This is a genomic window from Novosphingobium sp. (assembly GCF_024642085.1).
In the GTDB taxonomy this organism is placed as follows: domain Bacteria; phylum Pseudomonadota; class Alphaproteobacteria; order Sphingomonadales; family Sphingomonadaceae; genus Novosphingobium.
In genome coordinates, this window is the sequence record NZ_JAHEBV010000007.1 from 1 (window position 1) to 25,408 (window position 25,408).

26 protein-coding genes are annotated in these 25,408 nt (G+C 62.5%); 12 read left to right on the forward strand and 14 right to left on the reverse strand.

Translation table 11 applies throughout. From position 1 onward, the window contains the following. The 5 genes from Q0L62_RS04405 to Q0L62_RS04425 form a co-directional block, all read left to right on the forward strand. Positions 1–297: ArsC/Spx/MgsR family protein (locus Q0L62_RS04405; protein ID WP_296676978.1), on the forward strand; the 297-nt coding region annotated here is incomplete at its 5' end. After that, positions 294–893 carry a nicotinamide riboside transporter PnuC gene (gene pnuC / locus Q0L62_RS04410; RefSeq protein ID WP_296676982.1) on the forward strand — a complete coding sequence of 200 codons (600 nt, stop codon included), beginning with the start codon at positions 294–296 and terminating at the stop codon, positions 891–893. The genes Q0L62_RS04405 and pnuC, both read left to right, overlap by 4 nt. After that, on the forward strand, positions 890–1,438 hold the full coding sequence (locus Q0L62_RS04415; RefSeq protein WP_296676984.1) for an ATP-binding protein: 549 nt from the start codon (positions 890–892) through the stop codon (positions 1,436–1,438). The genes pnuC and Q0L62_RS04415 overlap by 4 nt, the downstream gene beginning before the upstream one ends. A gap of 87 nt (positions 1,439–1,525) precedes the next feature. Then, positions 1,526–1,795, forward strand: a complete 270-nt coding sequence (locus Q0L62_RS04420; protein ID WP_296676987.1) for a hypothetical protein — start codon at positions 1,526–1,528, stop codon at positions 1,793–1,795. Positions 1,796–1,967: 172 nt separating this feature from the next. Next, a complete protein-coding gene (locus Q0L62_RS04425; protein ID WP_296676989.1) occupies positions 1,968–2,978 on the forward strand; it encodes an MlaA family lipoprotein in 1,011 nt (336 codons plus the stop codon). On the opposite strand, the gene ubiG is transcribed toward Q0L62_RS04425, so the two are convergent. Continuing rightward, positions 2,975–3,709, reverse strand: coding sequence for a bifunctional 2-polyprenyl-6-hydroxyphenol methylase/3-demethylubiquinol 3-O-methyltransferase UbiG (gene ubiG / locus Q0L62_RS04430; protein WP_296676991.1), 735 nt, complete (start codon positions 3,707–3,709; stop codon positions 2,975–2,977). The genes Q0L62_RS04425 and ubiG overlap by 4 nt on opposite strands. A 79-nt stretch (positions 3,710–3,788) precedes the next feature. Here ubiG and Q0L62_RS04435 point away from each other — a divergent pair, with 79 nt between their 5' ends. Further along, positions 3,789–5,069, forward strand: coding sequence for an aspartate kinase (locus tag Q0L62_RS04435; protein ID WP_296676994.1), 1,281 nt, complete (start codon positions 3,789–3,791; stop codon positions 5,067–5,069). On the opposite strand, the gene Q0L62_RS04440 is transcribed toward Q0L62_RS04435, so the two are convergent. Together Q0L62_RS04440 and Q0L62_RS04445 are read right to left on the reverse strand one after the other, a co-directional pair. After that, positions 5,070–5,867, reverse strand: a complete 798-nt coding sequence (locus tag Q0L62_RS04440; RefSeq protein WP_296676996.1) for a hypothetical protein — start codon at positions 5,865–5,867, stop codon at positions 5,070–5,072. Between the two features lie 28 nt (positions 5,868–5,895). After that, positions 5,896–6,264, reverse strand: a complete 369-nt coding sequence (locus Q0L62_RS04445; protein ID WP_296676999.1) for a helix-turn-helix domain-containing protein — start codon at positions 6,262–6,264, stop codon at positions 5,896–5,898. Positions 6,265–6,400: 136 nt separating this feature from the next. On the opposite strand from Q0L62_RS04445, the gene Q0L62_RS04450 reads away from it, so the two are divergent. Further along, positions 6,401–6,955, forward strand: a complete 555-nt coding sequence (locus tag Q0L62_RS04450; RefSeq protein ID WP_296677001.1) for a flavodoxin family protein — start codon at positions 6,401–6,403, stop codon at positions 6,953–6,955. Between the two features lie 73 nt (positions 6,956–7,028). Here the strand turns inward: Q0L62_RS04450 and katG are convergent, their stop codons facing one another. Next, complete coding sequence (gene katG, locus Q0L62_RS04455; protein WP_296677004.1) at positions 7,029–9,236, reverse strand: catalase/peroxidase HPI; 2,208 nt, start codon at positions 9,234–9,236, stop codon at positions 7,029–7,031. A gap of 179 nt (positions 9,237–9,415) precedes the next feature. Here katG and Q0L62_RS04460 point away from each other — a divergent pair, with 179 nt between their 5' ends. Beyond that, positions 9,416–10,423: a nitronate monooxygenase gene (locus tag Q0L62_RS04460; protein ID WP_296677006.1), complete on the forward strand. Its 1,008-nt coding sequence runs from the start codon at positions 9,416–9,418 to the stop codon at positions 10,421–10,423. 145 nt (positions 10,424–10,568) lie between these two features. Here Q0L62_RS04460 and Q0L62_RS04465 read toward each other — a convergent pair whose 3' ends face one another. From Q0L62_RS04465 to Q0L62_RS04490, 6 genes are all read right to left on the reverse strand, one after another. Continuing rightward, positions 10,569–11,915: an ammonium transporter gene (locus Q0L62_RS04465; protein WP_296677009.1), complete on the reverse strand. Its 1,347-nt coding sequence runs from the start codon at positions 11,913–11,915 to the stop codon at positions 10,569–10,571. A gap of 41 nt (positions 11,916–11,956) precedes the next feature. Continuing rightward, positions 11,957–12,295 carry a P-II family nitrogen regulator gene (locus tag Q0L62_RS04470; RefSeq protein WP_100867766.1) on the reverse strand — a complete coding sequence of 113 codons (339 nt, stop codon included), beginning with the start codon at positions 12,293–12,295 and terminating at the stop codon, positions 11,957–11,959. A gap of 150 nt (positions 12,296–12,445) precedes the next feature. Next, positions 12,446–13,150: an endonuclease/exonuclease/phosphatase family protein gene (locus Q0L62_RS04475; RefSeq protein WP_296677017.1), complete on the reverse strand. Its 705-nt coding sequence runs from the start codon at positions 13,148–13,150 to the stop codon at positions 12,446–12,448. Next, positions 13,151–13,705, reverse strand: coding sequence for a pyridoxamine 5'-phosphate oxidase family protein (locus Q0L62_RS04480; protein WP_296677020.1), 555 nt, complete (start codon positions 13,703–13,705; stop codon positions 13,151–13,153). It abuts the gene before it with no gap. 227 nt (positions 13,706–13,932) lie between these two features. Next, the gene (locus tag Q0L62_RS04485; protein WP_296677022.1) at positions 13,933–15,468 is read right to left on the reverse strand and encodes a peptide chain release factor 3; all 1,536 of its coding nucleotides are present in this window, start codon (positions 15,466–15,468) and stop codon (positions 13,933–13,935) included. A gap of 35 nt (positions 15,469–15,503) precedes the next feature. Further along, entirely contained in the window at positions 15,504–16,112 is a 609-nt protein-coding gene (locus tag Q0L62_RS04490; RefSeq protein ID WP_296677025.1) for a TetR/AcrR family transcriptional regulator, read from the reverse strand. A 189-nt stretch (positions 16,113–16,301) separates the two neighbouring features. On the opposite strand from Q0L62_RS04490, the gene Q0L62_RS04495 reads away from it, so the two are divergent. Next, positions 16,302–18,623: a TonB-dependent receptor gene (locus Q0L62_RS04495; protein WP_296677029.1), complete on the forward strand. Its 2,322-nt coding sequence runs from the start codon at positions 16,302–16,304 to the stop codon at positions 18,621–18,623. Between the two features lie 68 nt (positions 18,624–18,691). Here Q0L62_RS04495 and Q0L62_RS04500 read toward each other — a convergent pair whose 3' ends face one another. Genes Q0L62_RS04500 through Q0L62_RS04510 form a run of 3 tightly spaced genes read right to left on the reverse strand, consistent with a single transcriptional unit; the run spans position 18,692 to position 21,165 of the window. Beyond that, on the reverse strand, positions 18,692–19,267 hold the full coding sequence (locus tag Q0L62_RS04500) for a Smr/MutS family protein (RefSeq protein ID WP_296677032.1): 576 nt from the start codon (positions 19,265–19,267) through the stop codon (positions 18,692–18,694). Further along, positions 19,267–20,478, reverse strand: a complete 1,212-nt coding sequence (locus Q0L62_RS04505; protein WP_296677254.1) for a murein transglycosylase A — start codon at positions 20,476–20,478, stop codon at positions 19,267–19,269. The genes Q0L62_RS04500 and Q0L62_RS04505 overlap by 1 nt, the downstream gene beginning before the upstream one ends. A 15-nt stretch (positions 20,479–20,493) precedes the next feature. Then, positions 20,494–21,165 (reverse strand): Tim44/TimA family putative adaptor protein, encoded by a 672-nt coding sequence (locus tag Q0L62_RS04510; RefSeq protein WP_296677034.1) that lies wholly within the window; start codon positions 21,163–21,165, stop codon positions 20,494–20,496. 240 nt (positions 21,166–21,405) lie between these two features. Between Q0L62_RS04510 and secB the strand changes: the two genes are divergently transcribed. From secB to trpS, 3 genes are read left to right on the forward strand one after another with little or no spacing between them, the layout of a single operon-like run. Beyond that, positions 21,406–21,930 carry a protein-export chaperone SecB gene (secB, locus tag Q0L62_RS04515; RefSeq protein ID WP_296677036.1) on the forward strand — a complete coding sequence of 175 codons (525 nt, stop codon included), beginning with the start codon at positions 21,406–21,408 and terminating at the stop codon, positions 21,928–21,930. A gap of 40 nt (positions 21,931–21,970) precedes the next feature. Beyond that, positions 21,971–23,539, forward strand: a complete 1,569-nt coding sequence (gene murJ / locus Q0L62_RS04520) for a murein biosynthesis integral membrane protein MurJ (protein WP_296677038.1) — start codon at positions 21,971–21,973, stop codon at positions 23,537–23,539. Positions 23,540–23,554: 15 nt separating this feature from the next. Further along, on the forward strand, positions 23,555–24,574 hold the full coding sequence (gene trpS / locus Q0L62_RS04525; protein WP_296677041.1) for a tryptophan--tRNA ligase: 1,020 nt from the start codon (positions 23,555–23,557) through the stop codon (positions 24,572–24,574). On the opposite strand, the gene Q0L62_RS04530 is transcribed toward trpS, so the two are convergent. Next, complete coding sequence (locus Q0L62_RS04530) at positions 24,571–25,269, reverse strand: DUF805 domain-containing protein (protein WP_296677043.1); 699 nt, start codon at positions 25,267–25,269, stop codon at positions 24,571–24,573. The genes trpS and Q0L62_RS04530 overlap by 4 nt on opposite strands. Between the last annotated feature and the right edge of the window lie 139 nt (positions 25,270–25,408).

Sequence of the window (25,408 nt, forward strand, 5' to 3'; positions counted from 1 at the left end):
CGGGCCTGGCTGGATACGCGCGGCGCGGCCTACACATTTCATGACTACAAGAAGGCCGGAATCGACGCTGGACACCTGGGTGAATGGATTGACCGAGCCGGCCTTGACGTGGTGCTTAACCGCGCGGGAACGACTTTTCGCAAGTTGCCTGAGGCGCAGCTCCAGGGATTGGACAAAGACCGCGCCATCGCCGTGATGATCGCGCAGCCCAGCTGCATAAAACGCCCGATCGTGGAACATCCGGGCGGCTTGCTAGTGGGTTTCAAACCTGGTGAATGGGAAGGCGCGTTGGCATGATCCTGTCGGACGAAACGCTATGGCTGCTGGAATGGGTGGCAGCAGCACTGGGCGTGATCAACATCGCGCTGCTGATCTTCCGTTCGCAGTGGAACTTCGCCTTCGCCATTGCCTCGGTCGCGATCTATGTCTTCATCTTTCTTGAAAAGCGCCTCTACGCTGAAAGTGGCTTGCAGGTGTTTTTCATCCTGGCCAATGTCTGGGGCTGGATTCTGTGGCGGCAAGTGGCGGCGAACCAGGGCATGGGCGAAGTGCCGGTGCGCTGGCTGGATTGGCAGAGCCGTGCAGTTTGGCTGGCGGCAACTGCCGCGGTCAGCCTAAACCTGGGCTGGGTCATGCACCGCTACACCAATGCCGCCATGCCCTTTGCCGACAGCGCGATCGCCGGGGCCAGCGTGGCCGCGCAAATCCTGCTGGGGTACCGCCGGATCGAAAACTGGGTGATCTGGATCGCGGTCGATGTGGCGGCCGTGCTGCTTTACATCAACCGCGGGCTGTATCCCACCGCCGGGCTTTACGGCGGAATGCTGGTGATGAGCTTGTTCGGCCTAAAGGAATGGGTCGAGGCTTTTCAGCGCAAACCGGCAGCCGCGTGATCACCGTCTGCTTCCACGGCGCAGAGAGCACTGGAAAGTCGGTGCTGGCGGCCAGGCTTGCCGAAGAACTGGATTGTCCCTGGGTCGCGGAATATGGCCGGACCTATTGCGAAGAGCGCGGCACCAGCCTTGTCATGGATGATTTGCTGGCCATCGCCCGCGGCGAACAGGACGCGATCGACAGCGCTCGCTCAACCGCGCCGGACCTGCTGATCCTCGATACCGATCAGCTCATGACCGCCGCCTGGGCGCAAAAACTGTTCGGCTGTGTGCCGGATGAACTTATGAGTTATCCGCGCGCCGACCTTTATTTTCTGTTCGAAGCCGATGTCCCGTGGCTGGATGATGGCACCCGCTTTTTCGGCGAGGCCAGCGAACGAGCTGAATTTGCCGCCCTGGCTGAACATGTACTGGTTAGCGCCAACGTGCCGTTTTGCCGCATTGGCGGAACGTGGGAACAGCGTGCCAGCACCGCCCGTCACATGCTAGATCAGGTCACGTCCGGGAATGATCCAGTCATTTCGTCACCGGGAACCTGTCGGTGATGCTTGCCAAGCGACGGCACATTCCATAGCCATGCCCCGCGGACGGCTTTAGCCGGGCCGCACGGAAAACAATTTGGGAGTAAATTGATGCGCAAGTTTGCTATCGTATCGCTTGGTGTTGCCAGCCTGGCGCTCGCCGCCTGCTCGGAAAAGACCGAAGACGCTGCCGCCACCACCGCCGATTCGGCTGCCAGCGATGCATCTGCTGCCGCTGATGCTGCCGGCGCCGCCGTAGCCGATGGCGCCGCGACAGCTGCCGCCGCTGCTGGCGCTGCTGCCGATGCAGCCGCTGATGGTGCGGCCAAGGTAGAAGGCGAAGTGCAGGGTCAACCTGCAGCCGAAGCCAAGAAGGACTGATCCCGCTCAAATTAGCGGACACGTCTAAAAACTGACCGCCGGGCGCCTGTGGACCGCGCCCGGCGGTTTGTTTTTATGCCGTGTTAGAAGCGGTTAACCGGTCCTTTGACCTTGCCATGCCAAAGCCCAGGCTCCAGGACAGTCGGGAACGACAACCACGGATGATGAGCGCATGACACTTCCCGCTGCGGTGACTTTGCTTGCTGCTATGGCTGGCAATCCCGATATCGGTGTGCCGCTGCAGGTCGATCTGGTCGCGCCGGCGATCAGCGCCGCACAGGAACCTGACCAGCCTTCAGGGACAGCGGCACAGACCAATCCTGCGCCGCCGCCAGTCGATCCGACAGCGCCAGCGCTTCCGCCCGAAGGCCAGGTGCCCCCGGCCGTGCCGAATGAAATCGTCGTCACCGGGCGCGGGCGCCCGCCTAAAAGCGATCCGCTCCAGGCGATCAACGCCCAGACCTTTGAAGTCGTCCAGGCGGTCGACAGCGCGATTGTCGCTCCGATTGCCTATGGCTATCGCTCGGTCCTGCCCGAACCGGTCAAGGACGGCCTGCACAACGTGCTGATCAATCTGACTGAACCCATCGTCTTCGTGAACGACGTGCTGCAACTGAAAATCGGGCGGGCGTTCAAGACGTTTGCCCGGTTCGTGATCAATTCCACGATCGGTGTCGCGGGACTGTTCGACGTTGCCAAGAAAAAGCCGTTCAAGATTGACTACCACGTAAACGGCTTTGCCTACACATTGGGTTATTACGGGGTCAAACCCGGTCCCTTCCTGTTTGTACCGCTGCTGGGCCCGACGACGGTGCGCGACATCATCGGACGCACGCTCGATCTGGCGCTGCTCCCAGGTGTGGCCGGCAAGCCATTCAACGATCCGATCTATGCCCTGGGCAGCGGCGCGCTAAAATCCATCGACGAGCGGCTGGAGCGGGACGACATGCTGGCCGCGATCCAGCAGGATTGTCCTGACCCCTATGCCGCCGAACGCGCATGGTATCTGGAAAAGCGCCAGGCGGTGATCGAAGGCCTGCACGGCCGCCAAGTCGATGTGATGTCCAAGCTGCCGCAGTGCTTGGCTGAAGGGCTCAAGAAACGGGCCGCCGCTCGCGCCGCTTTGCTTCCGGCAGGCGCACAGCAGTCCGCCACGCCGACCGATCTGTCGCCCCGGCCTTAGGTCCGCGTCACCGCGACAATGTAATTCAGCGCAAGGTCGTCCGACAGGTGTAACCCTTTGCCCGGACTCCAGGCGATCCCGCGCGGGTTGCCCATAGCCAAGCCGTGCGCTGCCAGCAGGTCGTGCAATTCAAGCGGAGTGGCAAAATCGTCCCAGTGGTGCGTGCCGCGCGGGACCATGCCGATACGTTCTGCCCCTTCGACCAGCAGCACCCGCGATCGGACTGTGCGGTTGGGTGTGGAAAGCACCATCAATCCGCCCGGCGCCAATCGTGCGGCCAGCATCCCAATGAAAGCGGACTTGTCAGCAACGTGTTCGATCACTTCCATGGACGTGACCAGATCGAAAGTGCCGGGGGCCAGTGTGTCCAGTTCGCCGTGGCGATAATCAATGGTCAGCCCTGCCCCTGCTGCATGGACCTTGGCTACGGCGATATTCTCTGCCGCTGCGTCCACCCCGGTTACCGCCGCGCCCAGCCGTGCCAGCGGTTCGCACAGCAGCCCCGCCCCGCAGCCTACATCCAGCGCCCGCTTGCCAGCCAATGGCCGGACGGCGCGCGAATCGCCCGCCCAATGCCGGTCGATCGCATCGCGCAGGAACACCAGCCGCACCGGGTTCAACCGGTGGAGCATGGCGGATGAACCCTTGGGATCCCACCAGTCCGCCGCCAGCTTGCCAAAATGCGCGGCTTCATCGGGACGGATCGTCGTAGTCGAACTTGCATTAGCCATGCCCCGACCCTAACAGGGCGCCCGCCGCAGCGCGAGGGGTGCTGGCGGCAATTTTATTGCGCAAGGAACGGGATTTTACGTGGCCCGCATCGTGATGAAGTTTGGTGGCACTTCGATGGCGGGATCGGAACGGATCCGCCGCGTGGCCAATATCGTTCGCCGTCAGCAGGCCGCCGGGCACGAAGTTGCCGTGGTGGTCAGCGCCATGGCGGGCGAGACCGACCGGCTGGTGGGCTTCTGCCGCGAGGCGAACCCGTTGTACGACCCCGCCGAATACGACGTCGTTGTGGCCAGCGGAGAACAGGTCACGGCCGGTTTGCTGGCGCTGACCCTTCAGGCGCTGGGTTGCAAGGCGCGGTCGTGGCTGGGCTGGCAATTGCCGATCCACACCGACAATGTCCATGCCAAGGCGCGGATCGAAGGAATCGATGCACAAGCGCTCCTGACCAGCATGGCCGCTGGCGAAATTGCAGTGATCCCCGGCTTCCAGGGGCTGTCCGATCACGGCCGCATTACTACGCTTGGCCGCGGCGGGTCCGATACATCGGCCGTGGCGGTTGCCGCCGGGATCGGCGCGGACCGCTGCGATATCTATACCGACGTCGACGGCGTCTACACCACCGATCCGCGGATTGTCGCAAAGGCGCGCAAACTCAAATACGTGACCTATGAAGAAATGCTCGAGCTGGCATCGGTCGGCTCGAAGGTCTTGCAGACCCGTTCGGTCAGTCTGGCAATGAAGGAAGGCGTCCGGGTACAGGTCCTGTCGAGCTTCATTGACGACGATGCAACACCGGCGGACGAAATCCCCGGCACGCTGATTGTCAGCGACGAAGAATTGGCCAGATTGACGGAGAACGTGGACATGGAACGCCAGCTGATCACCGGCATTGCCGCCGACAAGAACGAGGCCAAGATCATCCTGACCCGGGTGCCCGACCGGCCCGGCGCGGTGGCAACCATCTTTGGCCCGCTGGCGGGCGCGAATATCAACGTCGATATGATCATCCAGAACGTCGGGCGCGACAAAGGCGAAACGGACGTGACCTTTACCGTGCCCAGCGCCGACCTGCTGCGTGCCCAGACCCTGCTGGAAGCGCAAAAGGAAGCGATCGGTTACAACCGCATCATTACCGACGGCAAGGTTGCCAAGATCAGCGTTGTCGGGGTCGGCATGAAAAGCCACGCCGGTGTCGCCGCCACGATGTTCCGCGCGATGGCCGATCGCGGCATCAACATCCAGGCGATCAGCACCAGCGAAATCAAGGTGTCGGTCCTGATCGACGAAGATGAGACCGAGCTGGCTGTCCGCGTGCTGCACAGCGCCTATGGCATGGATGCAGAAGGCGAGGCCGCCTGATCAGCCGCCCCGGCGCGGGCGGGTTTCATAGTCGATCCGTATCCGGACCCATTCGCCTACCTTGTAGACCCCGCCCAGCCGCGGTGGGCGGACGCGGAATTGCCAGGCAGCGGCCAAAACCGCGCGGGCCATGTTGGAACCGGACGGATATTCGTCCAGCGCAACACAGTCATCCACCCTCCAGTCGGATACGGTGCGGCAGGCGATCAAGGCATAGGCCGGACCCTGCGCGGTCGAAAGATAGCCGGCCAGTTCGCCGTCCGACGGTTCGCGGTACCACGCCGCGGCGTAAAGCGGCTGGCCGTTGGGCGCCGATCCCACCCGCTTGCTGTCCCCTGCAACGCCGTTATCGGCTGGCCCGTACAGCGCCTTGGCCGGTCCCGGTGCAGGCGCCGTGCGCGGGACGCGCGATATATCAAGGGCGGCCATCTGGTTCTTGGGCACGGCGATATAGGCGGGCGGCGGTACGGCTGGGGCGACCAGCGGGGTTGGCGCGGGCGTCACCACATTTGCCTGCTTGGGCTGAACGCGCGAGGTCGTGCGGGCCGGCGCGGTTTTTGCAGGAGCCGCCTTTTCCGTCTTTGGCTTGTCATCGTCAGCGGGTCTTATGGCGATGCTGACCAGCGGCGTGCCGGGTTTGGTTTTTGGCTGATCCGGCGCCAGACCAAGCGACAAAACCGCCAGGATCAGCACCGCCTCGACCAGCAAGGTCAGGACAAGCGACGGAATACGCTGGCCATAACGGCTGCGCAGGCGGGCCAGCAGAGGCGTGGTCAATTCGGGCAATTTGTCGCGCACGGGTCACTTCATGGCTGGTCAGAACGCTTCAGGCCGCCTGGGCCAGCCGCCTGTCATATTCCGCCTGCGCCGCGCGGATCTGGTCCATGTTGGTTTCAGCCCAGCGCAGCAGCGGGCCGACATTTGCGGTCAGGCATTCGCCCAGCCCCGTCAATGCATATTCGACCGTTACCGGCACAGTTGCAAAAACCTGGCGCGTTATCAGGCCGTCTCGCTCTAGCCGCTTGAGCACCTGGCTGAGCACTTTTTGCGACAGCCCGCTAATCTCGCGCCGCAGCGCGTTGAACCGGGTCGCACCCTGCGTCAGCCGGTTCAGTACAAGCAGCGCCCACTTGTCGCCAACGTGATCAAGAACCGCCCGGGCCGGGCATTCAGCACTGTAGACATCATAGGCCATCGGCGTTCCTTCCGGGCAGTTTCCCTTGCGTAACCTGGTGTCAGGCGAGTGCCCTCTGGTCAGATGCCACATAGGACCTATGTAGCGATTCGTCATCAAGTTACTTTTAGAAACCAGCAACCACAGGGAAACCGTCATGACCAAGACAATCGTTATCTATCATTCGGGCTACGGCCATACCAAAGTCGTCGCCGAGCAGGTTGCCGCAGGCGCGCAAGGAACGCTCGTTGCGATCAGCCCCGATGGCGAGATTACACAGGACGACTGGGCCGCGCTGGACGCTGCCGATGCAATCGTGTTCGGCGCGCCCACCTATATGGGCAGCGCCAGCTGGCAATTCAAAAAGTTTGCCGACGCGACATCCAAGGTCTGGTTCACCCGCGGCTGGGCCGACAAGATATTCGGCGGCTTCACCAATTCGGCCAGCCCCTCGGGCGACAAGCAGGTTACCCTGATCGGAATGCAGACCCTGGCCAGCCAGCATGGCGGGATCTGGGTCAGTCTGGGCCTGGCACCCAGCAATGCCAAGGCATCAAGCCCCGCCGATCTCAACCATCTGGGCGGATCGGTCGGACTGATGACCCGCTCACCTTCTGATGCATCGGCCGAAGAAGTGCCCAGCGGCGATCTCGCCAGCGCACGCCATTACGGAGAACGGGTGGCCGCGATCGCGGGACGCCTCAAGGGCTGAGCTGAAACTACAAAGCAAAATCCCGCCCCGGTTGCCCGGGGCGGGACCTTGCGACCCTTTACGGGCTGTTGCTTCAGGCGGGTTCAACACCCTTGCCCAGATCAAAGCGGTCGGCGTTCATCACCTTGGTCCAGGCCTTGACGAAATCGCGCACGAACTTTTCCTCGTGCCCGTTTTCGGCATAGACCTGCGCCACGGCGCGCAGTTCACTGTTGGAACCGAACACCAGGTCGGCGCGGGTGGCGCGCCAGCTTTCGCCGCCCTTGGTCCGGTCGGTGGCGACAAACTCTTCCTCGTCGCTGCCGTCGACCGCTTTCCACACGTTGGTCATGTCGAGCAGGTTGACGAAGAAGTCATTGGTCAACTGCCCGGAACGCTTGGTGAAGCTGCCGTGTCCGCGTCCGCCGTGGTTGGCACCCAGCACGCGCAGGCCACCCACCAGTACGGTCATTTCGGGCACTGAGAGACCCAGCAGCGATGCCTTGTCGAGCATCAGTTCTTCGGTCTTTACCCGCAGCTTCTTGGGCAGATAGTTGCGAAACGCATCCGCCTGCGGTTCCAGAGGCGCGAAGCTGTCAGCATCGGTCTGATCGGCGCTGGCATCGCCGCGCCCGCCGGTGAACGGCACGGCGACGTTAAAGCCGGCGTCCTTGATCGCCTTTTCCAGACCGACCACGCCGCCCAGCACGATGGCATCGGCCATCGACAGGTTGCCGCGCAGGCCGTCCAGCACCGAAAGCACCTTGGCCAGTTCCGCGGGTTCGTTGGCGTCCCAGTCCTTTTGCGGAGCCAGCCGAATGCGTGCGCCATTGGCGCCGCCGCGGTGGTCCGACTTGCGATAGGTGCTGGCCGATGCCCAGGCGGTCTTGACCAGCTGGCTGACCGAAAGCCCGCTGCCGGCAATCGCCGCCTTGGCTGCTGCGATATCTGCTGCTGAAGGCGTGGTCCCGGCCGGCACCGGATCCTGCCAGATCAGGTCTTCGGCTGGAACTTCGGGGCCAAGGTAACGCACCTTGGGGCCCATGTCGCGGTGGCACAGCTTGAACCAGGCGCGGGCAAAGGCATCCTTGAAGGCTTCGTGATCGTTGCGGAACTTTTCCGAAACTGCGCGAAACTCGGGATCCATCTTCAGCGCCATGTCGGCGGTGGTCATCATGGTCGGCACCTTGACGCTGGCGTCCCAGGCAGCGGGGGCCATGTCTTCGGGCTTCTGGTTGATCGGCTGCCACTGCTGCGCGCCGGCGGGAGAGCGGACCAGCTCGTAATCGTAGTCAAGCAAAAGACGGAAGTAGTTCTCGCTCCAGGTGGTCGGGGTATTGACCCACGATCCCTCTATCCCGCTGGTCACCGTGTGCTGGCCGATCCCGCCATGCTCCTGGCTACTGACCCAGCCAAAGCCCTGCGAGATCATGTCACCGCCAGCCGGAGCATGCCCCAGAGTAGCCGCATCACCATTGCCGTGGGCCTTGCCGAAGGTGTGACCGCCAGCGGTTAGCGCGACGGTTTCTTCGGGGTTCATGGCCATGCGTTCGAATGTCGCCTTCATATCGCGCGCCGATTGCAGCGGATCTGGGTTGCCGCCCGGTCCTTCGGGATTGACATAGATCAGGCCCATCTGGATCGCGGCGAGAGGCCCGTCGAGTTCATCGAAACCATCATCGGGGCGGATGCGGGTGGCAACGCCTTCGTTGACCCACTTGTCTTCATCGCCCCAGTAGATGTCGCGTTCAGGCTCATAAACGTCCTTGCGGCCACCACCGAAGCCAAACACCGGGCCGCCCATCGATTCGATTGCGACGTTTCCGGCCAGGATGAACAGGTCGGCCCAGCTGATATTCTGGCCGTACTTCTGCTTGATCGGCCAAAGCAGGCGCCGCGCCTTGTCAAGGTTGCCGTTGTCCGGCCAGGAATCGAGCGGGGCAAAGCGCTGCTGACCCGAATTGGCGCCGCCGCGCCCGTCGCCGGTGCGATAGGTGCCGGCAGCGTGCCAGGCCATGCGGATAAAGAACGGGCCGTAATGGCCATAATCAGCCGGCCACCACGGCTGGCTATCGGTCATCAGCGCGGTCAGATCGGTCTTGAGAGCGTTGTAATCCAATGCATTGAACGCCTGCGCATAATCAAAATCCGGGCCCATCGGATCGCTGGCGCCATTGGGCGAGAGGATGTCGACCGCCAGGGCATCAGGCCACCAGTCGCGGTTCTGCCGGCCAAGCAGGGCCCGCACGCCGCCTTCATGAAACGGGCAACCGCCCTCGCTCGAACTGGCTTTCATATCCATGGCGTCTCTCCTGCATCTGTAGAATCTGATCCTTGCAATGTAGCGCAGGCGATAAATCGTTATAAACGATCATATTCACTTACTGTCTGTCAATTTATCGATTAATCGACCGGACTGCTTTCCGCCCTGCAAGGTCAGCCACTTGCCGTTGGCACCGGCCCTGCCTAAGCGTCGCCGGCATGACCACTTTTTCCCATACGCGCCGCCTGATGCAACGCGGCATCGACTTTCTGGGCACCGAATACGCCGTGCTGTGCGGCGCCATGTCGTGGGTGTCAGAACGCAGCCTGGTCTCGGCGATCAGCAACGCAGGCGGGTTCGGCGTGATCGCCTGCGGGGCCATGACCCCCGATCTGCTTGATGCAGAAATCACCGCGACCAAGGGGCTGACCGCCAAGCCTTTCGGCGTGAACCTTATCACCATGCACCCGATGCTGTTCGACCTGATCGCGGTCTGCGCCAGGCACAAGGTCAGCCACGTAGTCCTCGCTGGCGGTATCCCGCCCAAGGGCAGTGTCGATGCGATCAAGGCATTCGGCGGCAAGGTGCTGGTTTTTGCCCCCACCCTGGCGCTGGCCAGGAAGCTGCTGCGCAGCGGCGCCGACGCCCTGGTGATCGAAGGCAGCGAAGCGGGCGGCCACATCGGCCCCGTCGCAACCAGCGTTCTGGCGCAAGAGTTTTTGCCCGCACTGGCCGAGGACTACGTCGTTTTCGTTGCCGGCGGGATTGGCCACGGCGACATGATAGCCGCCTATCTGGAAATGGGCGCGTCGGGCGTGCAGCTGGGCACCGCCTTTGCCTGCGCCAGCGAATCGATCGCCCACCCCCTGTTCAAGAAGGCTTTCTTCCGGGCCAATGCGCGCGATGCGGTCGCATCGGTCCAGGTCGATCCGCGCCTGCCGGTCATCCCGGTCCGCGCATTGAAGAACAGGGGCACCGAAGAGTTTACCGCCAAGCAGCGCGAAGTGGCCGGACTGCTGGATGCCGGCGCCGTCGACATGGGCGAGGCGCAGTTGCAGATCGAACATTACTGGGCCGGCGCCCTGCGCCGTGCAGTGATCGACGGCGATGTTGAAAACGGCAGCCTGATGGCCGGCCAGTCGGTCGGCATGGTCACTGCCGAGGAACCCGTAGCAACGATCATGCAGCGCCTGGTGGAACAGAGCGAGGCAGCGCTGGGTCGCTAGACGGGCATCACCTTTCCGCCAATGCTGACAAAAAAGGGGCCGGAGCTTTGCAGCTCCGGCCCGGTTAGTTGCGTTCGCAGGAGGAACGTGGGGTGGCGGGATCGGGGGAGGAGAGGAGGAACCCAACCCCGCCAAGCTCGGATGCTCAGTAATTGTAGGCGCGCTCGCCATGTTCGCCGAGGTCAAGACCTTCGCGCTCGACTTCGGGGGTGACGCGCAGACCGGTAACGGCTTTGGCAGCATAGATTGCGATCACGGTGCCAATTCCCGACCATATGATCGTAGTGGCCACTGCCTTGAATTGGGTGGCAAGCTGGTCGGCCATCACCCAATCTTCACCCGCTGGACCGCCCAGTGCCGAAGAATAGACGATACCGGTGCCGATCGCCCCGATCATCCCGCCGATGCCGTGGATCCCGAAGGCATCCAATGCATCGTCATAGCCCAGTTTCGTCTTGAGCTTGGTAACCGCCAGATAGCAGATAAATGCCGCTACCGCGCCAAGGACAATCGCGCCCAGCGGCCCGGAATTGCCGGCAGCCGGGGTCACCGCGACCAGACCGGCAATGATGCCCGAGCAAAAGCCCAGCGCTGACGGTTTGTGTCCGGAAACCTTTTCGGCAAGCATCCAGGCCAGACCTGCGGCAGCCGTGGCGACGAAGGTGTTCATCATTGCCAGCGCGGCCGACCCGTTGGCTTCAAGCGCCGACCCGGCGTTGAAACCGAACCAGCCCACCCACAGCAGACCTGTACCGATGCCAGTCATGGTCAGTGAGTGCGGTGCCATGATTTCCTTGCCGTAGCCAACGCGCTTGCCCAGGATCAGGGCGGCGACCAACGCGGAAACGCCTGCGTTGATGTGCACGACCGTGCCCCCGGCAAAATCGAGCGCACCCATCACGAAGAACAGCCCGCTGCTGGCCCAGACCATGTGCGCGATGGGGAAATAGACGATGGTCAGCCAGATTGCGGCAAACACCATCACAGCCGAAAACTTCATCCGTTCGACTACCGAACCCAGCACCAGCGCCACGGTGATCGCGGCGAAAGTCATCTGGAAACAGACGAACACATATTCGGGGATGGCCACGCCGTCGGTGAAAGTAGCCGCGGTCGATTCTGACGTGACGCCCTTGAGGAATGCCTTGTCGAAGTTTGAAATGAACTGCTTCAGCGTGTCCCCGGCAAAATCGTTGCCGAACGACATCGAATAACCCCAGCCGACCCAGATCAGCATTGCCAGGCAGGCCACGGCGCCGATCTGCGTCATCACCGACAGCATGTTTTTCGTGCGGGCAAGACCGCCATAGAACAGCGCCAGGCCCGGCAGGATCATCATCAGGACCAGCAGAGTGGACGTCATCATCCACGCGGTATCGCCCTTGTCGACAGTTGGCGCAGCGGCTGCGGCAGCCTCTTGCGCGAAAGCGGCGCTGGCGGTCAGGAGGCTGGCCCCCACCGCGCCCACGCCGCATAGAAGTTTGCGGATCATTGGGAATTCCCCCCTGGTCAAGTTGATGTACGCAGCGCCGCTCACAGCGCGGTATCCCCGGTTTCGCCGGTGCGAATGCGGGTGGCCGATGCCAGGTCGAGCACGAAAACCTTGCCGTCGCCGATCGCTTCGGTACTTGCGCTTTGCTGGATGGTTTCGACCACCTGCGGCGCCAGGGCATCGCTGCACGCCACTTCGATCTTCACCTTGGGCAGCATGTTGGTGGAATATTCCGCGCCGCGGTAAATCTCGGTCTGTCCTTTTTGCCGGCCAAAGCCCTTGACCTCGGAAACGGTCATGCCGGCGACGCCGATGGCGCCGAGAGCGTCGCGCACCTCGTCGAGCTTGAACGGCTTGATGATGGCGATGATGTATTTCATGCCGACCCCCTGTTAGCCCGCCGGCCTCGCGCCGACTTCGCAATCGCAGCAAGAGCCGTGCCAAGCGGAACTTGTACAAGGTTTTCAGCAGTCGATTTGAAACGGCGCTGCGCCAGACGGGTTGCACAAGCGCGAAACCTGCGCACCTGCCTATTTTTTAGGCAACTCCAGGCTCGCCATCACGGGCAGATGGTCCGAAGCCTGGGCGGCCAGGGCGGAGTGGTGGACGCGGGCGCTCGACACGGTCCAGTCTTCGGACACCACGATCCGGTCGAGCTGTGCAACCGGACGGCGCGCGGGGAACGAGCGGCCGGGACTGAGCACGCGCCACGGGCCATGAAACTCACGCCAGCAGCCGCCGTGGATCGCCCATTCGTTGAAATCGCCCATCAGTACGGAAGGACAGGCCGGCCCGCACTTTTTCACGTCTGCAAGGATAGTGCGCAGCTGATGGCGGCGGCGCAGGCCGGACAGGTCCAGGTGCATACCGACCACGCGCAGCCGTTGGCCCTGCGCCAGCAGATCGGCACGCACGGCGCCGCGCGGCTCCAGTGTCGGCAAGGGAACAATCCCCGCCTCTGCCACCGTGATACCCTTTTTCACCAGCAAGGCATTGCCGTGCCAGCCGATCGAATCAGGGCGGTGGTTGAGCGGGACCGCGCGATAGTCCGACAGATCGTCGAGCATCTGGCGCGGCAACACCGTTTCGCGCCGGCCATAACGGCGGTCCGCTTCTTGCAGCGCAACGACATCGGCGTCGATTTCATGCAGCACCGCCAGGATGCGGTCGGGATCGCGCCGCCGGTCTAGCCCCACTGCCTTGTGGATGTTGTAACTGGCGAACGTGAGGCGCATTCAGCCCGCGATGTAGCGGTCGGTCGGCCGGGTCGGCAGTCCATCGATCGAGCGGGTGCGCTCTGCCATCTTTGCTTCCCACTTCGCCGGATCGGACTGGGCGTGGTATTTGACCAGCGTTTCGCGGGGATGATCAAGCTGCATGATCGGTACGCCCCACCCGCAGCTGGTCTGCACGCTGTCCACCGCGATGTCGAAGATCTGGCGGGTGCCGGGCAGCAGGGTGAAATGGGCCGCAAGCTCGTCCCAGGCAGCGTCCTGTGGCAGCACCGGCCTGCCAGTACCGTAAAGCCGCAGGATCAGCGCGGGCTGTTCAAAATTGCACATCATGATCGTGATCCGTCCATCTGCGGCCAGATGGGCGTGGGTTTCATTTCCCGACCCGCCAAGGTCGAGATAGGCCGCACGCCTTGGCCCGAGAACCTTGAACGTCCCGTCAAGCCCCTTGGGCGAAAGATTGATCCGGCCATCGGCAGCGGCAGTGGCAATGAAGAAAACCGATTGCCTGGCAATCATGGCGCAGTGCGCGTCGGTGATGTGGTCGGTGAACTCCATAGCCGCAGGTTAGGCGGGGCGTGGTTGCGGGGCAAGAAGAAGGATGGTCTACGCTGAGGCGCGAAAGACGTAAGGAAGGAGCAGTGGCGGCTCGGCGGACCCAAGGCCCACTTCCTGTTCCGCCGCGGCAATCGGCGGCAAAAAAATCACGAAAAGAGGCTGCTTCGCCGTAATCGTAAAGTCCCTGCGCCTGCGTTTATTATCCGCGTCCCCGCAGGAACCGCTGTTTACCGTTCCTTGGTCGCCGAAAACACCAGATCGGGGTTCTTTTCCTGCTGATAGGACACATCCCAGCTGCTGCGCGCCATGAACACCGGATCGCCATCGCGGTCCTTGGCCAGGTGAGCCATGTTGAAATCCGTAAAGCCCTTGAGCGCGGCATCGCTGCCTTTAAGCCAGCGCGCGGTTTCAAAAGGCGCAGCTTCCAGCATCGCCTCAACCTTGTATTCCGCTTCCAGCCGGCTGATCAGCACATCCAGCTGGAGCTGGCCGACCACCCCGACGATCCATTGCCCGCCCAGTTCCGGATAAAAGACCTGGATCACGCCTTCTTCGGACAGGTCATCCAGCGCTTTACGCAGCTGCTTGGTCTTGGTCGGGTCCTTCAGCGCGACGCGGCGCAGGATTTCAGGCGCAAAATTGGGCAAGCCGGTGAAGCGCACCTTGTTCGTCTCGCTCAGTGTATCGCCGACCCGCAAGGTGCCATGATTGGGGATACCGATGATGTCGCCCGGTTCGGCGGTATCGGCAATTTCGCGGTCCTGGGCAAAGAACAGGATCGGTGAATGGATCGCCACCGGCTTGCCCAGGGCGGACGGGGTCAGCTTCATCCCGCGTTTGAAGGTTCCTGAAACCAGCCGCATGAACGCGATCCGGTCACGGTGCTGGGGGTCCATATTGGCCTGGACCTTGAAGATGAAGCCGGTCACTTCCTTACCTTCGGGCGAAATGGTCCCGGCATCGCTGGGCTGCGGGCGCGGCGGCGGGGCATAGCGGGCGATTGCATCAATAAGTTCGGCCACGCCAAAGTTCTTGAGCGCCGATCCAAAATAGACCGGGGTAAGATCGCCGTGGCGGTAGGCCTCCAGATCAAAAGCGGGATAGCCGCCGCGGGCCAGTTCGATTTCCTCGGCAATGTCGTCAGGAATACCCTCGGCCGCAGTGCGCTTGCCCAGAAACTCGCGGCTGTCGCCTTCAGGGCGGCTGATCGTGTCAGTCGCAAAATCAAGCACGCCCTGGAACACGCCGCCCATACCGATCGGCCAGGACATCGGGCAAACATCAAGCGCCAGCGCATCGGCGACCTCGTCCAGCGTTTCGAACACCGAGCGGCCTTCGCGGTCGACCTTGTTGACAAAGGTGATGATCGGGACCGAGCGCAGGCGGCAGACCTCGAACAGCTTACGGGTTTGCGGTTCGATCCCTTTGGCCGCGTCAATTACCATGATCGCCGAATCGACTGCGGTCAGCGTGCGGTAGGTGTCTTCGGAGAAATCCTCGTGCCCCGGGGTGTCGAGGAGATTGAAAGTCACCACGCTGCCATCGGGACTGGTGCGTTCAAATGTCATCACGCTGGAAGTGACCGAAATGCCGCGCTGCTGCTCGATCTTCATCCAGTCCGACCGCGCCCGCCGCGCCTGACCCCGCGCCTTTACCTCGCCAGCAAGGTGGATCGCCCCGCCCTGTAACAGCAGCTTTTCGGTCAGCGTGGTTTTCCCGGCGTCCGGGTGGGAAATGATGGCGAAGGTGCGGCGGTTGGACATGGTGGGCGGCCATTAGCGGGGCAGCCGCGCAAGGTCTAGCCAAGCCCATCCCTGAGCAGTGCATTGGCCGCTTCTGCCACCTCGCCCAGGTTCGTTTCACTGTCCATCACGCCGAACCGCAGACCCAGAAACACGTTCATGCCCATAATCGCCCAGGCATGGACCTCGCTGGGAGCCACCTGCAATTCGCCTTTGTCATAGGCCGCTTGCAGGCGCTCCAGAATGCGTGCGGCCGTGCTCAGGTAATGGGCGCGCCAATCATCTGGCGCGACGAACTCGGCCTCGTCGATGATCCGGTAGATTTCCTTGTGTTCACGCGCGAAGCGAAGAAAGGCTCCGAGCGCGACGCCTTCGGCCGCGACAGCAGTGCCGCTGTGGCCGCGCAGCGCCGGTGCAACCTGATCGCGCACCCGCCCGCTCATGTCCTGGACCAGCGCCTTGAACAGCGCCTCTTTCGATTCGAAATAGGTATAGAAACTGCCCAGCGCGACGCCCGCACGGATGGTGATCGACACGATCGAACTTTCGTGAAAGCCGCGCTCGCCAAACTCGGCCGCGGCGGCATCGAGAATGGCCCGCTGGGTCCTGCGGCCACGCTCGGTCCGCGGGGTGCGCGATGGCTGTGCGGCACTGTTTGCAGGCACGCGTTTCCCCTTGATCTGTGCGCCAGAAGCAAAAGCCTGATGTGACATTCGCGCCACGTTTGCGCACCATTCCCTCTTCCCGGGCGAAGCGCAAGCATAACCAAGTTGAAAGTTGGTTCAACTTTTATATAACGGGACCAGAAAGCCGGTCGCAGCATCGGCTTCGCATTTTGAGGGAGAGATTTTCCGATGCACACGCGCACTCTGCTTTGCCGCGCTTCACTGATCGCCGCAGCAACCGCCGGCCTTTACGCCATGCCAGCTTTCGCACAGGAAACTGCGGGGCAGACCGCGGCGGACGAGGATGACGGCGCAATCATCGTCACCGCCCGCCGGCGCGAAGAAACGCTGACCAACGTGCCGATCGCGATCACTGCCATTTCCGGTGAAGAACTGGCGAACAGAGGCGCAATCGACATTACCGCGATTGCCGAACAGGCACCGAACGTGACGCTGGAGGCATCGCGCGGCACAAACTCGACCTTGTCGGCCTTCATCCGCGGGGTTGGCCAGCAGGATCCGGTGTCGGGTTTTGAACAGGGCGTCGGCATCTATCTTGATGATGTCTATCTGAACCGTCCGCAAGCCGCCGTGCTTGATATCTATGACGTCGAACGGATCGAAGTTCTGCGCGGACCGCAGGGCACACTCTATGGACGCAACACCATCGGCGGCGCGGTCAAGTACGTGACCAAGCGGCTCGGCGATGTCGCGCATCTCAGCCTTCGCGGCACTTATGGCAGCTATAACCAGGCTGACGGCGTAATTACTGCCAGCACCCCGATTGGTGACGGCACCGTGCGGATCGGGGGATCGCTTGCACGGCTGACCCGAAACGGGTTCGGGACCAACCTCACCACCAATGATGAAAACTATAACAAGAACATCTGGGCCGGCCGCGGTACGATCGAGCTTCACGCGGCTGACTTTTTTGCGCGCGTGTCAGGCGATTATTCGCGTGACACGTCGAATGCGCGCGGCGGCCACCGTCTGATGATCGGTGCACAAAGCGGCGCACCGATCCTTCCTAACGTGTTCGATACCCGCGGCGGGTTGACCTCACCCAAGCAGGACGTCGAAGCGTGGGGCGCCACCCTGTTCATGGAAGGGCATCCGACCGACAGCCTGACAGTCCGATCGATCACATCATACCGCAAGGACGACAGTTCTTCTCCGATCGATTTCGATGCGCTGCCGGCGACCGATGTTGATGTTCCGGCATTCTACAAGAACACCCAGCTCAGCCAGGAAGTGCAGGTACTGTACGATAGCGGGCCGGTACATGGCCTGGCGGGCTTCTATTACCTGGACGCCACTGCACTGACCCAGTTCGATGTACGCTTGTTCACGACACTGAACGGGCTGACGGCCTATACCAATGCCGATGTCCGTACCGAGACGATGGCCGGTTTTGCCAACTTCACCTTCGACCTCAATGACCAGTTCAGTGTGGAACTGGGGGGACGTTATACCTGGGATCAGCGCAAGGCCCGTATCCTTCGGCAGAATTACCTGGGCGGCGGGTCGACCACTTTCGGCGGCACCGGCGCCCCCTTCGGCGGGCCATCAACCAACTTTCGGGGTACCAACGCTTTCAAGAAGTTTACGCCAAAGGCATCGCTCGCGTGGAAGCCCAATAGCGACAACACGCTTTACGCCTCGTATTCGCAAGGCTTCAAAGGCGGGGGATTTGATCCGCGCGGGGTTGGCACCAACGCACCGGACGTCAACGGCAATGGCACCCGCGAGGATAGCGAGATCGCGGCTTACCTCAGCTTCAGGCCCGAAAAGGTCAACAGCTATGAAGTGGGCTACAAGACCCGCCTGTTCGATCGCAAGCTGTCGCTTAACCTGGCGGCGTTCCATGCCGACTACACCGATGTGCAGATTCCGGGCTCGGTGGCCTGCACGGTGGCTGGCCTGCCCAGCTTCTGCGGCGTGGTCAGCAATGCCGGCAAGGCCCGGATGCGCGGTGTCGAAGCCGAAGCGCGCCTGCGCACCGGCGGTCTGACGCTGCAGGGGTCACTTGGCTACATCGATGCCAAGTTCCGGCAATATATCACCAACATCGCCAGCAAACCTACCGATGTGGCGGCCTATCGCAAAATCCAGAACACGCCGGCCTGGACCGGCAACGTCAGCGCCGATTACGGCGTCGATCTTGGCGAAGGGTCACTCAACTTCGGTGCGGGCCTGTCCTGGAAGAGCAAGACCTACCAGTTCGAAACGCCCAGCGACTATCTTGACCAGCCCGCCTATGCACTGGTTGACGCAAGCCTGGTATATCACGCCCCCGACAAGCGTTGGTCGATCGGCGTGTTCGGCAAGAACCTGACCGACAAACGCTACAAGACATCGGGCTATATCTTCATTGCCGGCAATGCCGTGACCGGTGTTCCGGTCTTGACCCCCGGCGGGCAGCCGATCCCGACGCTGGGCAAGGAAGGCGTGCTGACTGCCTATTACGGCAATCCCCGCCAGGTCTATCTAACCGCTACGCTGAACTTCTGATTGCTTGCGATGTGCCGGGGATCACTGTCCCTGCGGCGCCATGATCAGGCCGCGCCGGCCCTGCAGGGTCAGCGCGGCCTTTTCATGATGATATAGATTGCCCCTGCCCCGCCATGCTTGCGGTGGGCCCCGCGCACTGCGGCGATGCTGCGGGCGTGGGGACCGGCGGCGAGCCAGTCGAGCACCTTGGCACGGATCGCGCCGCGCCGCTCGCCCCGGTCAGCGGACTCTACGGGACGCGGACGGCCGGTGATCACCAGCACCAGACGCGCGCCCATCGCGGCGGCCTGGGACAAGCCGCAGTCAAGCCGGGCGTGCGCCGCTTCAAGGCTGTGGCCGTGCAGGTCAAGCGTGAAGTCAGGCTGGATCGCCGCGCCTTTCAGCTTGCGCTCCCACGATGTATCGAGCCCGTGGCGGTCGAGCGGCCTTAGCGTGGGCCGCGGCTGGACCGGGCGCGCAGCGGGCGGCGCCGGCGGCGCCTTGGGACGTTTCGGCTGTGGCTGTGGCTGGACCGGCATGGACGTGGGCGCCGGGGCGGCCCTGGACGGGGCGGGGCGCTCCACCCGGGGCAGCGGTTTGACCGTGCGCGCCACCCGGCTCCACAGATCGGCCTCGTCCGGCGAAAGGCCGCGCGGCGGGCGCATTACTTCTTGTTCAGGCGGGCAAGCGTTCCCTTGGGCAGCAGCAGCACGGCCTGGCCGCGCCCGCTCATCCCGCCAGCAGTGCTCCGCGCCGCTGATCCCGCGCCCCAGAAGGTGTCAAACCGATTGGCGCCCTTGATCGCGCCGCCGGTATCCTGCGCGATCCACAGTCCGCTTGCTTCGCTCCGGTCAAGGGAAAGCCAAACCGGCGCACCAAGCGGAACATAGGCTGGATCGGTGGCAACACTGCTTTTCGCGCGGACCGGAACGCCCAGCGCTCCAAGTGGTCCCTCGCCATTCAATTCCTTGAAGAACACCCACGATTGGTTCTGCTCCATCAGGGCCCGGCCCTCGACCGGGTGCTCGCGGATATATTGCATGATCCCCTGCATCGAACCGGGATACTGGCCCGGCTGATCGCCGATCAGACCCTGGGCGCGCATCACGCCGCCGATCCCGGTGTAGGAAAGCCCGTTCTGCCCGGCATAACCGATCCGCATTACCGTGCCATCTGGCGCACGCAGCCGGCCCGAGCCCTGCACCTGCAAAAAGAATAGCTCAACCGGATCCGCCGCCCAGCCGATTTCCAGACCTTTGCCAGCCAACGCACCGGCATCAATCTGGGCGCGATCGTAATAGGGTACGAATTGGCCCGCCTCGTCGTAGCGGCCAAGCGGCTGGTTGCCCTTTTCGGTGGGTGGCGCGTCTTCAGCGCGGGCGCGAACCAGGTCAGGCGGCATGCGGTAGACCGGCACGTCGAAACCGGGCTGGCGGATGCGGACACCGGCGATTTCCGGTTCGTAATATCCCGTAGCGTAGGCCTTGCCGTCGCCAATTCGCACCGGCTCGAGCCAGGTTGAAAAGAACGCAGCGGCATTGCCAAGCGGCCAATTTGTTGCAGCCGAACAGGCCGCTTTCCAGTCCTCCGGCCGGGTCAGCCCCGACAAGTCAGTGCGGGTGGTTACGCGCGGGCAGCTTTCGCGGAACGATGCCAATGCTGATGCCGCGTCATCGCCGGCCAGGCCGAGCGAGGCAATCGATGGACCGGCCATCGCACCAAGCAGAAGGGCGCTGGAAAGAGTGGTTGCGGGCGGGGCAGGCACCGCCAGGGGCGGCCTGACGGGCGGAGGCGGAGTGCGAGTTTGAGGAATAATACGGCCGCAAGCCGCCAGCAGGGCTATCAAGAATAGCGCGGCCAACCGGCGAAAGGGCAGCCGCAGCACGGGCGCTTACCCCTCGTCGGTTTCGTCGAGCAGCCAGTCCGGACTTGCCGCAGCCGTGTTGCGGCTGAAAGTCCACATATCACGCGCTTCGATTGCATCGTCGAGCGAGCCGGCAATCATTACGCCCTCGGCATTTCGGGTCAGTGCCGCGATGTCGGCAAGAAATCGCACGGTGATCCGTGCGGTTGGCGCCTGGAAAGAGGCCGCAGCAATTGTCGCTTCCTCAATACGAACCAACCGATTGGCGAGCTGTTCGCCGGCTGCCTCGCGTGCGTCGATGGCAGCGGTGAAGCTGGCAAGCACAGCAGGGTCGCACAGGTGGGCAAGCGCTTCCTTGTCGCCCTTCCAAAACGCTTCCAAGACCATGCGGTAAGCCGCCTTGGCGCTATCGAGAAAGGCCAGCATATCAAACCGCCGGTCGGCAGCGGCGATTTCCTTGAGCCCGCGTTCGATCGCCGGGGTAACCCCGGGTACCAGGGCGCGGGGCGGCATGACACCGGGTCCGCTGGCGGGCATTTCCGGCGAAAGCGAGCGCGGCGCAGTGTCGGCCTTGGGCTCGAACCGCGGCTGAACAGGGCGTTCTTCGTGTTCAGCCCGGCGGCCGAGCACGGAATAAAGGCGCAGCCCAAGAAAGGCGGCAACCATGGCCAGGATTACGATTTCTACGGTCTTGTCCACAAATCCAGTCCTTGCCGCGAAAGATGCAAAAGCACGCAGCGCTCGCATCACTTTAGCCAGAGATAGGTAACAAAGACAAATGAACAACGCGTGGACAGCGCTGGTCGTGTATTTTTTAGGCTGAACCTGTTTACCGCCCCCTGAAGTTCGCAGTGCTGCTTAAGCGTTGCCGCACCGTCGGCGTGGTGCTAGGCGCGCGGCCACGTTCCAACCATTCAGCTTTGCAGGAAGCGATCAACCATGTCCGACGACGGCAGCATCATCACTGATCTTGGCCTTGAAAACCCGGTTCCAAACGGCGCCGATACTTCGCCCGTGGCGGGTGTCATATCGCAGTACGTCCGCGATCTGTCGGTGGAAAATCCCAATGCGCCGGAAAGCTTCCAGTGGCAGGACCCGCCGCAGATCGACGTGCAGTTCAACATCAGCGCGCGCCAGCTTAACGAGGAAGTGAGCGAGATCGCGCTCAAGATCGATATTACATCGAAGTGCGAAGCGGGCACCGCCTTCATCGTTGACCTGACCTATGCGGGCTTGGTCGGCATGCGTAATCTTGATGAAGGGTCAATGCACGCCTTCACCTATGCCGAAGCGCCGCGCATCCTGTTCCCGTTCGCCAGGCGCGTGGTGTCCGATGCCGTGCGCGATGCGGGCTTCCCGCCGCTGCTGCTCGAACCGATCGATTTCAACGGCCTCTACGTCCAGCAGCTACAGGCGCAGCAAGACGCCGAGACTGAAGCGGCGGAAGGTGCCGCGACCAATTGATCAGGTGTTACGCCGGCATGGTCTGCGGACAGGCTGACCGATGAACCTGGCCAAGGCGCTGGGATCGATCGGTGGCCTGACGCTGGCCAGCCGGGTCTTGGGCCTGGTCCGCGACAGCCTGTTCAGCCGCTATCTGGGGGCAAGTTTTGCTTCCGACGCGTTTCTGGTGGCGTTCCGACTGCCCAACATGTTTCGCGCGCTGTTTGCCGAAGGTGCGTTTTCCGCGGCCTTTATCCCGCTGTTCAACAAGAAGGTCACCGATCCTGACGGCCGTGGGCTGGACGATGGTATAGCCTTTGCCGAAGCCGCGCTGGCGGTTCTGTTGCCAGTCTTGCTGGTAATGACCCTGCTGCTTGAGGTTTTTGCATGGCCGGTCACTCTGGCGTTGTCGGGAAAATTCAACGGGATCAGCCCCGAACAGTTTGCCTTTGCGGTTCAGCTGTCCCGCCTGACGATCCCTTATCTGCTTTTTATCAGCCTGGTGTCGCTGCTCGGCGGGATTCTCAATTCCCTGCACAAGTTCTGGGTCAATGCCGCCGCGCCGATCCTTCTGAACCTGACGCTGATCGCAGCGTTGCTGGCATTCCACAGCCACGAGCCGCTGTTCACCGCGCGCAACCAGGCGATCGCCGTGTCGGTTTCGGGCCTGCTCCAGCTTGTCTGGCTGGCCTGGGCCTGCCGCGCCAACGGGGTCAGTCTGACACTGCGCCGACCGCGACTTACCCCAGAGGTAAAACACTTGCTCAGCCTGATCTGGCCCGCCGCTGCGGGCGCGGGAGCGGTCCAGATCAATTTGGTCATATCAACTGCGCTGGCCGCATCGCTGCTGGCGAGCGGATCGGTGACTTACATCTACATGGCCGACCGTCTGAACCAATTGCCACTGGGGCTGATCGGAATTGGCCTTGGAACGGTTCTTCTCCCGCTCATTTCGCGCCAGCTGGGCGAAGGCGATGAGGGCAAGGCGATGGATACGCAGAACCGCGGCATGGAACTGGCCCTGCTGCTGACCCTGCCAGCCACAACCGCGCTGGTCCTGTCGGGCGAACCGATTGCTGCTGCGCTGTTCGGCTATGGCCGTTTTACGCCGGAGGATGTTCATTTCACGGCCCAGGCGCTGGCCGCCTTTTCGGTAGGGCTGCCCAGCTATATCCTGATCAAGGTGCTGACCCCAGGCTATTACGCGCGCCACGATACCAAGACGCCGGTGCGCTATGCGATGATTTCGATGGCTGTGAACCTGGCGTTGAACCTGGCGCTGATCGTCCCCTTGCAGCACATGGGACCGCCCTTGGCCACGGCCATTGCCTCGACCGTAAACGTATGGATGCTTTACGCCACGCTCAAGCAACGGGGGCAGTTCGCTGCCGATGCCCGGCTGAAACGGCGTGCGCCGCGGCTGCTGCTGGCTGCACTGGCGATGGGTGTGGTCTTGTGGGCGGCGCAGGGGTGGATCATGCCCTATACCCACGGCCTGTGGTGGAGCCGGGTGCTGGCGCTGGGGGTGCTGGTCAGCGCCGGCGCGGTGGTCTATGCGCTCGCCACGGTAGTTCTTGGTGCCTTCAGCCGCGACGATATCAAGCTATTGCTGCGGCGCAAAGCCGCCTGACGACAGGGATTTTCGATGCGTATCGTTTCCGGCATCCAGCCGACAGGCAACCTGCACCTGGGCAATTATCTGGGCGCGATCCGCAACTGGGTGAAGATGCAGGACGAGGTTACCGGCGGCGGCGGGCAGTGTCTGTATTTCCTGGCCGATCTCCACGCCATTTCAATGCCGCACGATCCCGCTCAGCTGTCCGCGAACACCCGCGAAATGGTCGCTGCGCTGGTTGCATGCGGGATCGATCCCGAAAAATCCGTGCTGTTCAACCAGGCACAGGTTCCCGCGCATGCAGAGCTGCAGTGGCTGCTCAACGGCACGGCTCGCACCGGCTGGCTGAACCGCATGACCCAGTGGAAAGACAAGGCCGGGAAGAACCGCGAAGGAGCAAGCGTCGCGCTTTACACCTATCCGGTGCTGCAGGCCGCCGACGTGCTGCTCTATCAGGCGACCCACGTTCCGGTGGGCGATGACCAGAAGCAGCATCTGGAACTGGCCCGCGACATCGCGCAAAAGTTCAACAACGACTTTGCTGACGAAGGCGCCCCGGTCTTTACCCTGCCCGAACCGACCATTCCCCCCGAAGCAGCCCGGATCATGAGCCTGCGTGACGGCTTGGCCAAGATGAGCAAGTCCGATTCAAGCGACATGAGCCGGATTAATCTGATCGACGATGCCGACACCATCATGTCCAAGATCAGGAAAGCAAAGACCGATCCCGAAGTGCTGCCGTCTGACAAGGCCGGGCTGGACGGACGGGCGGAGGCGGCGAACCTGGTCGGGATTTATGCTGCGATGGCGGGCAAAACGGTCGATGCAGTGCTTGCGCAGTACGGCGGCGCGGGCTTCGGCCGGTTCAAACCCGCGCTAGGCGAATTGCTGGTCGAAACACTGGCCCCGATCAACGCCCGCTTTGTCAGTCTGCGGGAAGATGGCGAAGCGCTTGACGCGGTCTTGGCAAAGGGCGCGCTAAGGGCGCGCGAACTGGCCGCGCCAACTCTTTCAGCGGCCTATCAAGCGCTGGGGCTTGTCCGCTTCTAAACAACGCGGCGGCCGAAGCCACCTGCCGGTCGCTGGATCCCGTGAACTGGCCGGTGAACGGCGGGCGCGACTGGATTGCGCTCGTCGTCCGCAGCGAGGTCCTGGCGGGCAGCCAAAGCCCGTGCAATGGCAGCATCCCAGCCGGCCTCCTCATCTTCACGGGACAAGGATGCGGCAGGCGCGACTTCAGGTTCATAACCCTGCGGCATGCGCGCAGGCTGCGCCGTGGCCGCGCGATTGGCGGGACGAACGGCCGAATAATCATCGTCATCGGGTTCAAAGTACTGGGCGTAACTGCCTGAGCGGCTCTGGCCCTGAATGCAGCCGATTGCGATCATAAAGCCGAAGTCGATCAAGCTGACCAAACCTGCGACGCCGCCAAGACCCGGGCTGCGCAGTCCTTCAAGGCCTTGCGAAAAGCGGGTCAGGGTTGCCAGAATGCCCGCGCCGAACAGAATCCACGGCAAGGCTGCGGGCCAGCCGATGTCGCGGCAGCGGCGCATCATGATGACGCGGAAATATATGCCTACAGGCGCGACAAGCAGGAACAGCAGGACCGCTATGGAAATGTGTCCGCCAAGGGCCGCAGCTATGCACGCGCCAAGCAAACCGATGATTGCAACGATGTTGATGACAAATGCTGTCCAATAGCCTGAGCGGCCGAGACGCGATTTGTCCTGAACTGAGAATGACATGGGCCTTCCCCCCCCATTTGTAATGGGTGTACTGTCGCACCGCATTGATAAGGAAAGGATAACGTTCCCGCGCCGGGTCATCGCACCGGTGCAACCATTCAACCGCGATTAAGGCGGCTTGGCCCAAACCATCGTTAAT